This is a genomic window from Curtobacterium sp. YC1 (assembly GCF_016267665.1).
Taxonomy (GTDB): domain Bacteria; phylum Actinomycetota; class Actinomycetes; order Actinomycetales; family Microbacteriaceae; genus Curtobacterium.
The window spans coordinates 1,246,117-1,260,307 of the sequence record NZ_CP066341.1 but is presented as its reverse complement, the minus strand read 5'-3'; the positions used below and the strand labels follow the sequence as shown (position 1 = coordinate 1,260,307).

At 72.5% G+C, this 14,191-nt stretch carries 14 protein-coding genes; 11 read left to right on the top strand and 3 right to left on the bottom strand.

Annotated elements, in window-relative coordinates:
* Nucleotides 1–72: 72 nt before the first annotated feature.
* The 4 genes from I8920_RS06020 (at nucleotide 73) to I8920_RS06005 (ending at nucleotide 5,532) form a co-directional block, all read left to right on the top strand.
* The gene (locus I8920_RS06020) at nucleotides 73–975 is read left to right on the top strand and encodes a LysR substrate-binding domain-containing protein (RefSeq protein WP_198658234.1); all 903 of its coding nucleotides are present in this window, start codon (nucleotides 73–75) and stop codon (nucleotides 973–975) included.
* A gap of 150 nt (nucleotides 976–1,125) precedes the next feature.
* Nucleotides 1,126–2,979, top strand: a complete 1,854-nt coding sequence (locus tag I8920_RS06015; RefSeq protein ID WP_198658233.1) for a hypothetical protein — start codon at nucleotides 1,126–1,128, stop codon at nucleotides 2,977–2,979.
* A 245-nt stretch (nucleotides 2,980–3,224) separates the two neighbouring features.
* Nucleotides 3,225–4,820: a putative Ig domain-containing protein gene (locus I8920_RS06010; RefSeq protein WP_198658232.1), complete on the top strand. Its 1,596-nt coding sequence runs from the start codon at nucleotides 3,225–3,227 to the stop codon at nucleotides 4,818–4,820.
* 79 nt (nucleotides 4,821–4,899) lie between these two features.
* A complete protein-coding gene (locus I8920_RS06005; protein WP_198658231.1) occupies nucleotides 4,900–5,532 on the top strand; it encodes an FMN-dependent NADH-azoreductase in 633 nt (210 codons plus the stop codon).
* 15 nt (nucleotides 5,533–5,547) lie between these two features.
* Here I8920_RS06005 and I8920_RS06000 read toward each other — a convergent pair whose 3' ends face one another.
* A complete protein-coding gene (locus I8920_RS06000; protein WP_198658230.1) occupies nucleotides 5,548–6,591 on the bottom strand; it encodes an MBL fold metallo-hydrolase in 1,044 nt (347 codons plus the stop codon).
* Nucleotides 6,592–6,669: 78 nt separating this feature from the next.
* Between I8920_RS06000 and I8920_RS05995 the strand changes: the two genes are divergently transcribed.
* The 3 genes from I8920_RS05995 (at nucleotide 6,670) to I8920_RS05985 (ending at nucleotide 8,153) form a co-directional block, all read left to right on the top strand.
* A complete protein-coding gene (locus tag I8920_RS05995) occupies nucleotides 6,670–7,713 on the top strand; it encodes an ATP-dependent DNA ligase (protein WP_198658229.1) in 1,044 nt (347 codons plus the stop codon).
* Between the two features lie 138 nt (nucleotides 7,714–7,851).
* Complete coding sequence (locus tag I8920_RS05990) at nucleotides 7,852–8,013, top strand: hypothetical protein (protein ID WP_198658228.1); 162 nt, start codon at nucleotides 7,852–7,854, stop codon at nucleotides 8,011–8,013.
* Nucleotides 8,010–8,153, top strand: a complete 144-nt coding sequence (locus tag I8920_RS05985; protein WP_198658227.1) for a hypothetical protein — start codon at nucleotides 8,010–8,012, stop codon at nucleotides 8,151–8,153. Before I8920_RS05990 ends, I8920_RS05985 begins: the two co-directional genes overlap by 4 nt.
* A 3-nt stretch (nucleotides 8,154–8,156) precedes the next feature.
* Here the strand turns inward: I8920_RS05985 and ligD are convergent, their stop codons facing one another.
* A complete protein-coding gene (gene ligD / locus I8920_RS05980; protein ID WP_198658226.1) occupies nucleotides 8,157–9,179 on the bottom strand; it encodes a non-homologous end-joining DNA ligase in 1,023 nt (340 codons plus the stop codon).
* 68 nt (nucleotides 9,180–9,247) lie between these two features.
* Here ligD and I8920_RS05975 point away from each other — a divergent pair, with 68 nt between their 5' ends.
* From I8920_RS05975 to I8920_RS05965, 3 genes are read left to right on the top strand one after another with little or no spacing between them, the layout of a single operon-like run.
* Nucleotides 9,248–10,084 (top strand): DUF429 domain-containing protein, encoded by an 837-nt coding sequence (locus I8920_RS05975; RefSeq protein WP_198658225.1) that lies wholly within the window; start codon nucleotides 9,248–9,250, stop codon nucleotides 10,082–10,084.
* Between the two features lie 9 nt (nucleotides 10,085–10,093).
* Nucleotides 10,094–11,296, top strand: a complete 1,203-nt coding sequence (locus I8920_RS05970) for a glycosyltransferase (RefSeq protein WP_198658224.1) — start codon at nucleotides 10,094–10,096, stop codon at nucleotides 11,294–11,296.
* Nucleotides 11,293–11,910, top strand: coding sequence for a uracil-DNA glycosylase (locus I8920_RS05965; RefSeq protein WP_198658223.1), 618 nt, complete (start codon nucleotides 11,293–11,295; stop codon nucleotides 11,908–11,910). The genes I8920_RS05970 and I8920_RS05965 overlap by 4 nt, the downstream gene beginning before the upstream one ends.
* Nucleotides 11,911–11,923: 13 nt before the next feature.
* Here I8920_RS05965 and I8920_RS05960 read toward each other — a convergent pair whose 3' ends face one another.
* Entirely contained in the window at nucleotides 11,924–12,352 is a 429-nt protein-coding gene (locus tag I8920_RS05960; RefSeq protein WP_198658222.1) for a DUF6892 domain-containing protein, read from the bottom strand.
* A gap of 98 nt (nucleotides 12,353–12,450) precedes the next feature.
* Here I8920_RS05960 and I8920_RS05955 point away from each other — a divergent pair, with 98 nt between their 5' ends.
* Nucleotides 12,451–13,905: an APC family permease gene (locus I8920_RS05955; protein ID WP_198658221.1), complete on the top strand. Its 1,455-nt coding sequence runs from the start codon at nucleotides 12,451–12,453 to the stop codon at nucleotides 13,903–13,905.
* The last annotated feature ends 286 nt before the right edge of the window (nucleotides 13,906–14,191 follow it).

Below are 14,191 nucleotides of genomic sequence, written 5' to 3'. Positions count from 1 at the left end.
GAAGTGAGCGTTCCTGATGGGTACCGTTCAGTTGCGCTACCGTTCCGGCCGTGACCCGGCTAGCGTCGGAGCATGCTCGACGTCCGCCGCCTCGTGCTCCTGCGCGAGCTGTCCATCCGCGGCACGATCGCGGCCGTCGCCGAGGCGATGAACTTCACCCCGTCGGCCGTGTCGCAGCAGCTGAGCGCCCTCGAGCGGGAGGCCGGCGTGCAGCTCCTGCGGCGGGCCGGCCGGCGGCTGCAGCTCACCCCGCAGGCCGAGGTGCTGGTCGCCGCCGCCGGTCAGGTGCTCGACGTGCTGGAGCACGCGCAGTCGCAGGTGGCCGAGACCCTGCCGTCGGTGCAGGGCCGGGTTCGGGTCGCGGTGTTCCAGTCCGCGGCGCTCGCCCTCATGCCGAGTGCCCTGCACGAGATGGCGACGCAGCACCCGGACGTGCGGATCGAGATGGTGCAGCGTGAACCGGAGACCGCGCTCAACGAGACGTGGGCGCGCGACTTCGACATGGTCATCGCCGAGCAGTACCCCGCGCACGCTGCACCGCACCTGTCCGGGCTCGACCGCTCCGACCTGACGACCGACGCCGTCCGCTTGGCCCTGCCACCGCTCGAGACCGCGCTGCTGCCGGTGTCCTCGCTCGACGATGCAGCAGCGATGCCGTGGGTCATGGAGCCGCGGGGCACGGCGTCGCGCCACTTCGCCGAGCAGGTGTGCCGGCGCTGGGGCTTCGAGCCGGACGTGCGGTACGAGACCGCCGACCTGCAGACGCAGATCCGCCTGGTCGAGTCGGGCAACGCCGTCAGCCTCATGCCGGACCTGATGTGGACCGGTCGGACGACGACCTGCCGGCTGCTGGACCTGCCGGAGCGCCCCCGCCGGACGATCTTCACGGTGGTCCGTGCCGCCGGTTCGTCGTCACCGGCCGTCCGGGCACTCCGCGATGCGCTCGAACGGGCGGCGGCAGCCGTCGGCGACTGATCTACGGCGCCCACCCGCCCGTCGCGGTGGCGGTGGTGTCGACGCCGTGACCGGATCGAGACCTGGGCGAGCGTCAGGATCGCGGCGCCGCCGACACCTCCTGGATGAGGGCGCCTCCCGGTGCCCCGACCGGCATCCGAGGGGGATCCCATGAACCAGCCCTGCACCTCCACCACGCGACGGGTCGCCGCGATCGGCGCCGCCGTCGCCGTCGTCGCCGCGTCGTCGGCCTTCGGCATCGGCGCCACGACCGCCGTGGCCGCCGAGCCCACGGCGGCCACGAGTTCGGCGACACCCGGTGCGTCGGCTGCGCCCGCCGGGCCCGTCACGACGGTCGACACCGACGAGCAGTCGGGAGGCCCGACCATCGACCCGACGCCGGCCGCCGGCCCCGAGACCGCGGCTCCAGAGCCCACCACGCCCGCGGAGCCCGCGGCACCCGTCGCGCCCACGGAACCCGCGGCACCCGCGGACGACCCGACCGCCGGGGCTGAGGACGGCAGCGACCTCGCCTTCACGGAGTCCTCGACCGCGGAGGACCCGATCGAGCTCACGGCCACCAGCGGTACGCCCTTCACGCACGCGTTCCGGACGACCGGCGGCGACGGCACCGTCGACTACGCCATCCAGGACGCCCCGTCCTCCGACTACCGGGTCGACGTCGACAGCGGCGTCCTGCGCGGCGACCCGAAGGAGGCCGGCACCTTCCGGTTCCAGGTCGTCGCCCGGAGCGGCTCGACCGAAGTCACGCAGTACGTCGCGTTGACGGTCGCCCCCGGTGACCCCGTGGGCGTCACCTTCGCTGTCGCCACGCCGTACTACGAGGGCATGTGGCAGGTCGAGACCGACGGCACGATCTGGGAGCAGGCCGCCGGTCAGGGTCGCGTCCGCATCGTGCCGAGCGTCCCCGTCGCCGAGGACACCCCGCTGAAGCTCGCCGGACTCGCAGTCGACGAGTGGGGCAACCGGACCACGCCGGGTCCGGAGTACCCCCGCTCGACGGTCACGAGCACGGACGACGCCGACGCGGCGGTGTGGAACGACGGGGACTCCTCGAACACCGTGACCTTCGGCGGGCCCGGCACCCGGACCCTGACGGTCTCAGAAGGGGGCGTGTCCACGTCGTTCGAGGTCGTGGTCGGCGCCGAGGACACCGACGAACCCGCCGCGCCGGACACCATCACGTTCACCGAGCCCTCGACGCCGGAGTCCCCGATCCGGATCGAGACGACAGCGGGCGAGGAGATCGAGCGCACCTTCACCGCGACGGGGTCGTCGAAGGAGCTGCACTACGTCCTGCTGACCGGCCCGACGGCGTTCCCCGTCCCGGACAACCAGTACCCGACCGCTCCGCTCGGCCTCGAGGTCGGTGACACGAGCGGGGTCCTGAGCGGCGCCCCGACCGTGGCCGGCGAGTACGACTTCCAGGTCATGGCGATGAACGGCTCACGCGCGGCCACGCAGTACGTCCACCTGTCCATCCGGCCGGCGGCCACCGAGGAGCTCAGCCTCCTCGTCGGGACCATCGGCTCCCCGAAGGCGTGGCTCCGCGACGCCGACGGCCTGCGCGAGGTCTTCGCGGAGAGCTCGGAGTCGATCCCGGTCGACGCCGTCCCGGTGGCCCAGGGGTCGACGATGGTCGTCCGGGTGAGGGCCCTCGACGCGTTCGGGAACAGCACGCGGGAGTCGGACGGCGCGCAGCCCGTCGTCACGAGCAGCGTCGCCAGCGACGAGGTCACCCTGCCCCACGGGGACTGGGAACCCCGCGTCGGGTTCCCCCACGCATCGCCGCACACCATCACGGTCGCCCTCGGCGAGGTCGCGACCACGTTCGACGTGGACGTGCGACCCTCGATCGCGACCGTCGGTGACACCACCCCGACGGCCGACGGCGGACACCTCGCGTACACCGGCGCGGACACCTCCGGCCCGCTCGCGTGGGCCCTCGCCCTGCTCGCCGCCGGGGTCGGCCTGCTGGTCCACCGCCTGCGCCGTCGCGCCTGAGACGCGACCACCGACGGACGGGAGGCACGGGGCGGGCCCGCCCCGCGCCTCCCGTCCGTCCGTGCGCGACCCGCAGCGAGACGAACGATCCTGCGGCTTCCCGCACGCACCCCCAGCTCTGGTCACAAACCGGCCAACCAGCCCTGGGCCGCCACCCGGCACCGCTACGATCCGAGAACGCCGACATTCTCGGCAGATTCACAAGATCCGGTACCCGACCGGACCCGAACCCCTGGGGGGAACCCGTGCACCGCAGCACCTCCACCGTCCGTCGCGCCTGCGCCGTCGGCACGACCGTCGCACTCGTCGGCCTGACCACCGGCCTCGGCATCATGACGGCGACCGCCGCCAACGCCGAGCCGGTCGACACGACGCAGCCGGTCACGGCAGTCGAGACGCCGATGCCGGCCGACGGCGACGTGACGCCGACGCCGACCGACCCGCCCGCCGAGACCACGCCCGAGACCCCGGCTCCCGTCGAGGAGACCCCGGCACCGGAGGTCACCGACGAGCCCGTCGCGCCGGAGCCCGCTGCGCCGGCTGCCGAGGCCCCGAAGCCGACCGAGACCGCGAAGCCGGACGTCGCCGTGGCCGCCGCGGACGCCACCGTCACCATCGAGGGCGCCGCGAAGGTCGGCACGCTCCTCAGCGCCGTCGTCACCGGCTTCGACGACGAGCAGGGCTACAAGTACATGTGGACCGACCAGGCGGGCACCGTCCTGTCGAAGACCGCGACCTACCGCGTCGCAGCCACCGACGTGCGCAAGACCATCACCGTCGCCGTCACGGGGACGCTGCCCGGCGCGACCGAGACCAGCACCGTCACCTCGCAGGCCACCGCGGCCGTCACGCAGACCCCGGCGTTCCTCGGCGAGGACGGCCAGCCCACCAAGGTCGGCGCGACGCAGGACAGCCCGCTCGTGCTGTTCACCGGCGCAGGCGAGGCCTTCACGCACACCTTCCGCGCGCAGGGTTCCCCGGAGCCGACCTACAGCATCGACTGGTTCTCCGAGGAGGACGCGGAGTACGCCGAGGAGTTCCCCGAGGACGGGATGACGCCGGCGGACCAGCTCCCCGACGGCCTGACCTTCGACGCATCGACCGGCGAGCTCAGCGGCGTCACCACCGACGCCTCGGAGTGGACCTTCGCGATCACCGCGACGAGCGGCACCGAGACGACCACGCAGTACGTCTCGCTGAACGTCGAGGCCGCGGCACCGCTGGGCCTCTTCGTCTACACGACCGACCGCGCCGGCGTGTTCGACTTCGACGAGGAGGACACCAGCACCCGCACCACCTGGGTCATCGACCCGGACGGCAAGATCTACACGACGACCATGACCAGTGACGGCGATGGCGGGTACAGCGGCACCGAGGTCGAGGGTGGTCGGCCGACCATCGCGCAGGGCGGGACGCTCGTCGTGACCGGCTTGCTCGTCGACCGCTACGGCAACCAGATCCTGGATGAGGACGACGAGGCGATCCTGCCCACCGTCACCTCCGACGTGGCCTCGGACGTCATCGCCGTCGACCCCGAGATCGGTGACTTCGGCTTCGTCGACGTGACCTTCCCGCACGCTTCGATCCACAACCTGACCGTCACCGCCGGCGACTTCGACACGTCGTTCGCCGTGGACGTCCGGCCGACCGCGGCGGCCGTCGTCGCGCCGGTCCCGGCCGCGCCGGCAGCGGCCCCGGTCGCTCCGGTGAACACCGGCGGCCAGCTCGCCTACACCGGCTCGGACACCACCGACGCCCTGCCGTGGGCCCTCGGCCTGCTCGTCGCCGGTGCCGGCCTCATCGGCGCCCGCTTCGCACGTCGTCGCCGCACCCAGCGCTGACACCTGCACACCGAGCGGCCCCGTCGTCCCACTTCGGGACGGCGGGGCCGTTCCGCGTCCGCGCCGGTAGCGTGGCCGCATGCCCTCGCTGCTGCACATCGACTCCTCGGCCGACCTGTCCCACTCGCGCTCGCGTGCGCTGACCGCGGCCTTCGCCGACGCCTGGCGCGCTCGCGGACCGGAGTACACGGTGGTGCGCCGGGACCTGCACGTCGACCAGCTCCCCCACCTGGAGACGTCGGCGCTGCACTGGGCCGCCGCCGACCGCACGCCCGAGGAGTCCGTCGCGCCGGAGGCCGAGGCGCTCCGCCAGCAGGTCATCGACGAGCTGCTGTCCGCCGACGTCGTGGTCGTGGGGGCCCCGCTCTACAACTACACGGTGCCCTCGACCCTCAAGGCGTGGATCGACCGCGTCCACATCCCGGGTGTCCTCACCGGCGGCGTGCAGCCCCTGGCAGGCAAGCCGGTCGTCACCGTCGTCAGCCGTGGTGGCACCTACGACGCCGGCACCCCCACCGAGGACTGGGACCACGGCTCCCCCGTCCTGCACATCGTGCTCGGCACCGCGCTCGGCATGAAGCTCTACCCGGTCACCGTCAGTGCGACGCTCGCCGACCGCCTGCCCGACCTCGCGCCGCTCGCCGGACACGCCGCGGCCGAGTTCGCCGACGCCCGGACGACGATCGAGCGGCTCGCCACGACCCTCGGCTGACCCCGGCGGCGACCGTCAGACGCGCCGGACCTCGTCGGCACGTCCGAGCAGGTCGGCGTGGAAGGCCGTCTGCGTCAGAGCACTCGCCAGCAGGAAGCCGGTCATCGACTCGATCCCACCGCTGAACGGCACGCGGGACGCAACGTCGAACAGCGTCGGGTGGTCGAGCGCGTCGAGCGCCGCGGCGACGTGCCGTGACCGCTCCTCGCGGTGCCGAGCGAGCGTCCGAGCGCGCGACACGACGTCACGGAAGCGGTACTCGTGCCCCGGGCAGACCTCCAGGTCGGCGTACGGTTCGAGCCGTGTGAGTGACGCCAGGTAGTCGCGGAGCGGGTTCGTGTCGGACCGACCGCCGAGCCCGATGCCGGAGTTGATCCGGGGCAGCACGAGGTCGCCCGTGAAGAGCAGCCCGTCGGCCTCGTCGACGAAGCACACGTGCCCGGTGGTGTGGCCCGGGGTCCAGAGCGTGCGGATCGTCCGACCCGGGATCGGCAGCAGGTCGCCGTCGGCCAGGAGCAGGTCGGCGTACGGCGCCTCGATCCGGCCCATCCCGACCCGTCGGCCGCTCCCCCAGGCCTCGACCACGCCCGCGAGCAGGTGCTCGGGGACGCCCCACGTCGCGATGTCCGAATCGGTGCGCTCCGCGTCGGCGCGTTCGTGCTCGAGGGCGGCGACCTCGAGCCCGTGCATCGCGACGCGGGCGCCCGTGGCACGGCGGATCGCTGCCGCGGCGCCGAGGTGGTCGGCGTGCAGGTGCGTCACGGCCACGAGCGACACGTCGTCGAGGGAGCGGCCGATCGCGCCGAGCCCGTCCCGCAGTTCGCGCAGTCCTCCGTCGGCCGTCCACCCGGGGTCGATCACGGCGAGTGACCCGTCCGACCCCTCGACCACGTAGACCAGGGTGGCGTCCGGGACGCCGGAGCGGAACGGCACCGCGAAGGTCCAGATGCCCGGCCGGACCTGCTCGACGGGCGGCAGCACACCGTCGCGGAGCGCTGCGGCCTGCACGGGGCTGATCGATTCCGGTGCCGGCGTCGCCGGTGGGGGCACGGTCGTCACGCTGCTCACCCTACCGACGCGGGTCCCGCACGGCTGCTGCTCACGATCCCGCACCGCGCCGACGAGTAGACACGAGACATGGAGATCGCACCGATGCTCGCCAAGGCCGTCGCCACCGTCCCCGACCCGGACAGCACGAAGGGCGGTCTGCGGTACGAACCCAAGTGGGACGGCTTCCGCGGGATCGTGACCATCGACGGCGACGACGTCGTGATCGGCAGTCGCGGCGCGAAGCCGCTGACCCGGTACTTCCCCGAGCTGGTCGAGGCGTTCCGCGCCCAGTTCGGCGGACGCGACCACCCCGTGGTGCTGGACGGCGAGGTCATCCTGCGCTCGGGCGCACCGGGTGCCGAACGCCTCGACTGGGAGGCCCTGTCGCAGCGCATCCACCCCGCGGCCTCGCGCATCGCGAAGCTCAGCGCTGAGACCCCGGCGCAGTTCGTCGCGTTCGACCTGCTCGCCGTCGACGGCCAGGACCTCGTCGACCTGCCCTTCGACGAGCGGCGCGAGCGGTTGGAGCAGCTCGGAGCCGACATGACGGACCCGCTCTTCGTCACCCGGACGACGCTCGACGTCGACCTCGCGCGTGAGTGGCTCACCACCTTCGAGGGCGCCGGCCTGGACGGGGTCGTCGCGAAACCCCGCGCGCGGCCCTACGAACCGGGCAAGCGCTCGATGCTCAAGGTCAAGCACCACCGCACCGCAGACGTCGTGGCGATCGGGTACCGGGTGCACAAGAGCGGCTCCGGCGTGGGCTCGCTGCTCGTCGGGCTCTACGACGAGGACGGCGAGCTCCGGCAGGTCGGCGGCGTCTCCGCCTTCTCGGACAAGCGCCGGGCCGCGTTGGTCGACGAGCTCGACCCCGTCGTGCTCCGCGATGCGGACGGGAGGCCCGTCACCGGTGACGGTGAACGGTCCCGGTTCTCGTCGGGTCGCGACACGTCCTTCGTCCGGCTGGCGCCGGAGCGGGTGCTCGAGGTGCGGTACGACCAGATGGAGGGCGACCGGTTCCGGCACACGGTGCAGTTCGAGCGGTGGCGGCCGGACCGCGACGCCGGGTCGTGCGGCTTCGAACAGCTCGAGGTGCCGAGGGCGTACGACCTGCACGACGTCCTCTCCTGAAGGGAGGGACCGGCAGCGGAGGGCTGTCCGATTGCCGCTCTCGACGGAACATAGTTAGCCGAACTAGCGAAGTCGTGCCAGGATGATCGCAGCAGCACAGGCGTCAACCCGGACGCCCAGGGATCGGAGGGGATCGACATGAGCACCAGCACGCTTGTCCGCCACGATCGGCGGACTCCCTTCACGGAGGTCCGCGAGGCACGGCGCCAGCGCGCCCTGCAGCTCAGCGCGATCGTGAGCGCCATCGCCGGCGTCACCGCCACGGCACTCGCCCTCGTCACGATCGGGCTCGGCTCGTGATCGTCGACGGCATCACCGACGTCCACCGCGGCACGTGGTCGCGGCTGACCCGGCTGCACACCGCGAGCATCGGTCTCCCGACGCACACCACGCGCGTCGAGGACCAGGACCGTCAGCGGGACGTCAGCACCGCCTCCTGACGCTCAGCTCGTCTTCTTCGCCCGGGACGGCTGCACACGCGGCGGCTCCCCCGGCATCTTCGGGAAGTCGGGCGGGAACGGCAGCTCCCCCGCGCCGTTCGTCAGGTCGCGCTCCCACCACGCCAACAACGGGGCGATGCTCGCCGGTTCCGCGTGCATGTCCTGCCACGGGTCGCCGACCGTCTGCAGGCGCTCGGGCACGGTCCGCACCGTGAACGCCGTCGGGTCGGCGGCGGGCAGCTCGTCCCAGGTGATCGGTGTCGACACCGACGCGTGCGCGAGTGCCCGCGGACTGTAGGCACCCGCCATCGTCCGGTCACGGTTCGCCTGGTTGAAGTCGACGAAGACCCGCTGCCCCCGCTCCTCCTTCCACCACGCGGTCGTCACCCGGTCGGGCATCCGACGCTCGAGTTCCCGCGCCGCGGCGATCACCGCGTGCCGCACGTCCAGGAACTCGTACTCGGGACGGATCGGCGCGAACACGTGCAGGCCACGGTTGCCGCTCGTCTTGATCCACGTCGACAGGCCGACCTCGTCGAGGACCCTGCGGAGTTCCTGCGCCACCGGCACCGTGTCCGAGAAGTCCGTGCCCGGCTGCGGATCGAGGTCGATGCGGAGCTGGTCCGGGTGGTCGCTGTCCTCGGCACGGGACGCCCACGGGTGGAACACGACGGTGTTCATCTGCGCTGCCCACACCGCCACCGCCGGCTCGTCGATCACGAGCTGCGGGTGGGAGCGGGCGCTCGGGTACGTCACGGTGACGGAGCGGACGTAGTCGGGGGCGCCCTTCGGCGGGTTCTTCGAGAAGAACTGCTCGCCGTCGACCCCTCCGGGGAACCGCTGCAGCGAGATCGGCCGGCCGCCGTTCGCCCGGACGAAGGCGTCGCCCACCGTGACGAGGTACTCGGCCAGGTCGCGCTTGGTGATCCCCGCCTCGGGCCAGAGCACCCGCGACGGGCTGCTGATCCGGACCTCGCGGTCGCCGTCGGGGCCGGGCACGGTCAGCACCGTCGCTTCACTCGCCATGCGACGGACCGTACACGCGTCACCGCGGCAGGCCCCAGGCCCGCCCTGTCGGGCGGCAGGATGAGGTGGTGAACGCGTACCTCGGCATCGACCTGGCGTGGGGCCTCGGCTCCCCCACCCGCGCGCCCAACGAGACCGGGCTCGTCGCGATGGACCACGACGGCACGATCACCGACGCCGGCTGGGCCCGCGGGGTCGCCGAGGTGACCGACTGGATCGTGGGGCACCTGGGCCCGCGCACCCTGGTCGCCGTCGACGCCTCGCTCGTCGTGACGAACCCGACCGGCATCCGCGAGGCCGAACGCCAGGTCGGGCAGCGCTACGGCCGGTGGAAGGTCGCCGCCAACCCGACGAACCTGGCGTCCGCGGCGAGCGCCGGCGCCCGACTGCTCGACGCGCTCACGGAACACGGCGTCGGGTACGTGTCGAGCACCGAGGCGATGCGGGAACGCACCGGTCCGGCGATGTTCGAGTGCTACCCGTACACGACCCTGGTCGGCGTCGAGGAGCTCGGCTACGACGTCGAACGTCCCCGCTACAAGCGCCTCGACCTGAAGATCCCCGCGGCCGAGGCCCGGGCCCGCCGTGCCGAGGCCTTCGACGAGCTGGTCCGGCGGCTGCGCGGGACGCCGCTCGACCCACCGCTGCTGCTCGACTCGCACCCGCTGACGCGCGCGCTCGCAGACCCGTCGGTGCTGCACGGCCCGACGCACAAGCACCGCGAGGACCTGCTCGACGGCGCGCTGTGCGCCTGGACCGCCGCGTTCTGGGAGCGACACGGCGACGGGCGCGTGCAGATCCTGGGAGGCGATCCGGACCTCCACACCGACACGCTGGACGAGACGGGCCGCCGGCCCGTCATCGTGGCGCCGGCGCGCCCGTCGCAGCGGGGGCCACGCGGCTAGGGTTGAGCGGTGAGCGCCACGACCGAACCCCTGCACATCGGGCTGGTGTCGCTGCACACCTCCCCCGGCGACGAACCGGGGTCGGGCGAGGTCGGCGGCATGAACGTCGTCGTCCGGCACCAGGCCGAGGCCCTGGCCGACCGGGGCCACCACGTCGACATCATCACGCGCCGTTCCGCACCGACGCAGCCCGACTCCGTGTCGCTCGTGCCGGGCGTGTGCCTGCGGTTCCTGTCCGCGGGCCCGGCCGAGCCGGTGCCGAAGGGCGAGCACGACGCGTTCATCGAGCCGTTCCGGCAGGGGCTCGAACAGCTCGGCCCGTTCGACGTCCTGCACTCCCACCACTGGTTCTCCGGTGCTGCCGCCCTGCCGGTCGCCCGCGAGCGGGGCCTCCCCCACGTGCAGTCCTTCCACTCGATCGCCGCTGACCCCGCGACGCCGTTGTCCGAGGGCGAGCGCCCCGAGTCGGCCGGTCGCATCGCGGGCGAGGAACGGCTCGCCCGCGAGTCGGACGCCGTCGTCGCGGTGTCCGAGGCCGAGGCGTCGACCGTCCGCACCCGGCTCGGCGGCGACACCGCTCGCACCTGGATCGTGCCGCCGGGTGTCGACGGGTCCGTCTTCCGCCCGGCTGCGGCTGGCGCGCGCCGCGCCGCCACCCCCTACGTGGTCGCGGCGGCCCGCGTCCAGCCGTTGAAGGGACTGGACCTGGCGATCGAGGCGATCGCCGGCATCAGCCTGGAGGCCCGCCCCACCCTGGTGATCGCGGGTGACGCCTCGAGCGAGGCGGGCGACTACGTGGACGAACTGCGTCGGCTCGCCGCCGCGCACGGCATCGCCGACCGCGTCACCTTCATCGGACCGCAGTCGCGCGCCGACCTGGCGTTCCTGTTCCGTGGCGCGGCAGCCGTGCTCGTGCCGTCGCACTCCGAGACGTACGGACTCGTCGCGCTCGAGGGGTCCGCTTCCGGGGTGCCGGTCGTGGCCGCCGCTGCCGGGGGGCTGCGTGAGGCCGTGGTCGACGGCGAGACGGGCGTCGTGCTCGAGTCGCGTGATCCCGGGGTGTGGGCCGCGGAGATCGAGCGGATCCTGACCGACGGCCCCTACGCGGCTGCCCTGGCCGCGGCGGGTCGGGAGCACGCGGAGCGCCTGAGCTGGGAGCGGTCCGCCGCCGGACTCGAGGACGTCTACCACCGGGTGCTCGGTCGCTCGTGAGCGATCCGGACGGGCGCGACCGGTTCGTCCGGTTCTGGGAGGCGCTCGACGCCGTGCCGGTCGAGCCCGACGCCGAGGCCCTGTACGACGTGCGCTCGGACGAGGGGCGCCTGCGCCGCACGAACCTGTCGCGGTACCTCGAGCGGCTCGCACCGACGGCGGACACCGTGCTGGTGGCCGAGGCCCCGGGCTGGCGCGGCATGACCAACACCGGGATCCCCTTCACGAGCATGCGGGAGCTCGGGCCGGAGTACCGCGTCCCGCCCGAGCCGACCGCGCCGTGGGAGGCGTCGTCACGGGTCGTGCACGCTGCCCTGCAGGGGTGGACCGGCCCGCTGCCCGTGGCGTGGGCGATCTTCCCGCACCACCCGTTCGTGGCCCCGGACCGGCTGACGAACCGCACGCCCCGACCGGCCGAGGTCCGGGCCGGCGCCCCGGTCGCACTCGCCCTCGTGGAGGCCCTCGGCGGCGCCGATCGGGTGCGGGTCGTCGCGGTCGGTCGGAAGGCGCAGGGTGCGCTCGCCCTCGCCGGCATCGACGCGGTGGCGGTGCGGCACCCCGCGCAGGGCGGGGCCAGGCAGTTCACCGAGCAGCTGCACGCGCTGTCCCGGTGATCCCCGGCGCCGGTCAGGCGGAGCGGACCTCGACGCCCTTGGCCGCCAGGCGTTCCGCGACGTGCGCCGGCAGCGGCGCCGCTGCGTACACCGTGCGGAGTTCGGGCAGGTCGAGCAGGTCGTCCCAGTTCTGCGGGTCGAAACGGTCGTCGGAGCCGTCCCAGCCCGGGTGCACGTCCTGCAGCACCTCGAGGTCGGAGTCGACGGTGAGCTCGGTCACCAACGACAGGTGCGACGGCAGGAGTTCGAGGTCGTCGTAGTACTCGCGGGCACGGTCGTCCTGGCCGTCGACGTCGAGGTCCTCGTCGCTCTCGTCCTCGGCATCGGGGTCGTAGGGGTCGAGGACGTCCAGGTCGTAGCAGAGGACGTCGAGCACCAGGAGCTTCGCGTTGAAGTCCGCGAACTCGATGGGCTCCTCGGTGGTGTTCGACTGCTGGTCCATGGCCCGGAGCGTATCCGTCACCGGACCACCGTGTTGCGATCGCGAGAAACCTCCCTGTGGGACTGGACAGCAAGGCATCGCACACGAAAGGGTGACGCATGGCCACAACCAAGTCGGACCACCCGAAGTCGGAGACCCCCGAGCTCCGCAGGGTCCTCGGTCCCAAGCTCCTGCTGCTGTTCATCATCGGCGACATCCTGGGGACCGGCGTCTACGCGCTCACCGGGCAGGTGGCGGCGGAGGTCGGCGGAGCAGCGTGGCTCCCCTTCCTCATCGCCTTCGCGGTGGCGCTGCTGACGGCGTTCTCGTACCTGGAGCTCGTGACGAAGTACCCGCAGACCGCCGGTGCCGCCCTGTACGTGCACAAGGCGTTCGGCATCCACTTCGTCACCTTCATCGTCACGTTCATCGTCATGTGCTCGGGCATCACCTCGGCGTCCACGGCGTCGCGAGCGTTCGCGGCCAACCTCGGCGCGGGGTTCGGACTCGAACTGCCGAACGGCGTGGTGATGCTCATCGCGATGGGCTTCATGCTCGCCGTGATGCTCGTCAACTTCCGCGGCGTGAGCGAGAGCGTCAAGACGAACGTCGTGCTGACGCTGGTCGAGCTGTCCGGTCTCGTCATGGTGATCCTGATCGGCTTCTGGGCGATCGCCGGCGGCAACGCGGACTTCTCCCGCGTGGTCATGTTCGAGACGCCGGAGGACAAGTCCCTGCTGCTGTCGATCAGCACGGCGACCTCGTTGGCCTTCTTCGCGATGGTCGGCTTCGAGGACTCGGTGAACATGGCCGAGGAGACGAAGGACCCGTCGCGCATCTTCCCCAAGGTCATGCTCACCGGCATCGGCATCACGGCCGTCATCTACGTGCTCGTGTCGATCTGTGCCGTGGCCGTCGTGCCGATCGGCGAGCTCGCCGGCAACGAGACCCCGCTCGTGACGGTCGTGCAGACCGCCGCCCCGGACTTCCCCATCGCCGACCTGCTGCCGTTCATCTCGATGTTCGCCGTCGCCAACACCGCCCTGATCAACATGATGATGGCGTCGCGACTGCTGTACGGCATGAGCAAGCAGGGTGTGCTGCCGGGCTTCCTGTCCCGCATCTCCCCCGCGCGCCGCACCCCGTCGACCGCGATCTTCTTCACCACGCTCATCTCGCTCGCGCTGATCGGCTGGGTCTCGCTCGACCCGGAGTCGCCCATCGTCGTCGTGCTCGGTGGCACGACCTCGCTGCTGCTGCTGACCGTGTTCGCCGTCGTGAACGTCACGGTGCTGGTGCTGCGGCGCGACCGGGTCGGCCACAAGCACTTCCGCGCCGGCGTGATCATCCCCGTGATCGGCGTGATCACGTGCCTGTGGCTGGTGCTGCCGTTCTCGTCCGGACGTGACCCGCAGCAGTACCAGATCGCCGGCGCGCTGCTGGCCCTGGGCGTGCTGCTCTGGGTCGTCACGTGGTTCACGCACGGCCGCAAGCAGGCCGAGAAGGCACCGACCGGCCTCGTCACCGAGCCGACCAAGGTGCAGCGGCCGCCGCACGACCGCCGCGACGGCTGATGGACGCGACGAGTGTCATCTGGACCGTGGTCATCGCGGTGATCGCCGTGCTGTCGCTGTCTGCCGGGGGCTGGCGCCTGCTTCGCCGTCGCCGCGACGACCGACGCGACGGCTGATCCCCGCGCTCGACGGCCGACTCGTCTGCTGATCGCCGCGCTCGTCTGACCCGTGACGGTCCTGGTTCGCGAAGCCCCCGCTTCGTGCACCAGGACCGTCACTCGTCGTCGGGGATCTGCCCTCCCTGCGGCGAGCAACCGCCGGCGCACCCTGGCGCCCGCCCCGCGAC

What these genes read in the sequence shown, in the direction of transcription:
- I8920_RS06020 (WP_198658234.1), top strand. Translation starts at nt 73, where the DNA reads ATGCTCGACGTCCGCCGCCTCGTGCTCCTGCGCGAGCTGTCCATCCGC.
- I8920_RS06015 (WP_198658233.1), top strand. Translation starts at nt 1,126, where the DNA reads ATGAACCAGCCCTGCACCTCCACCACGCGACGGGTCGCCGCGATCGGC.
- I8920_RS06005 (WP_198658231.1), top strand. Translation starts at nt 4,900, where the DNA reads ATGCCCTCGCTGCTGCACATCGACTCCTCGGCCGACCTGTCCCACTCG.
- I8920_RS05995 (WP_198658229.1), top strand. Translation starts at nt 6,670, where the DNA reads ATGGAGATCGCACCGATGCTCGCCAAGGCCGTCGCCACCGTCCCCGAC.
- I8920_RS05990 (WP_198658228.1), top strand. Translation starts at nt 7,852, where the DNA reads ATGAGCACCAGCACGCTTGTCCGCCACGATCGGCGGACTCCCTTCACG.
- ligD (WP_198658226.1), bottom strand. Translation starts at nt 9,179, where the DNA reads ATGGCGAGTGAAGCGACGGTGCTGACCGTGCCCGGCCCCGACGGCGAC.
- I8920_RS05960 (WP_198658222.1), bottom strand. Translation starts at nt 12,352, where the DNA reads ATGGACCAGCAGTCGAACACCACCGAGGAGCCCATCGAGTTCGCGGAC.
- I8920_RS05955 (WP_198658221.1), top strand. Translation starts at nt 12,451, where the DNA reads ATGGCCACAACCAAGTCGGACCACCCGAAGTCGGAGACCCCCGAGCTC.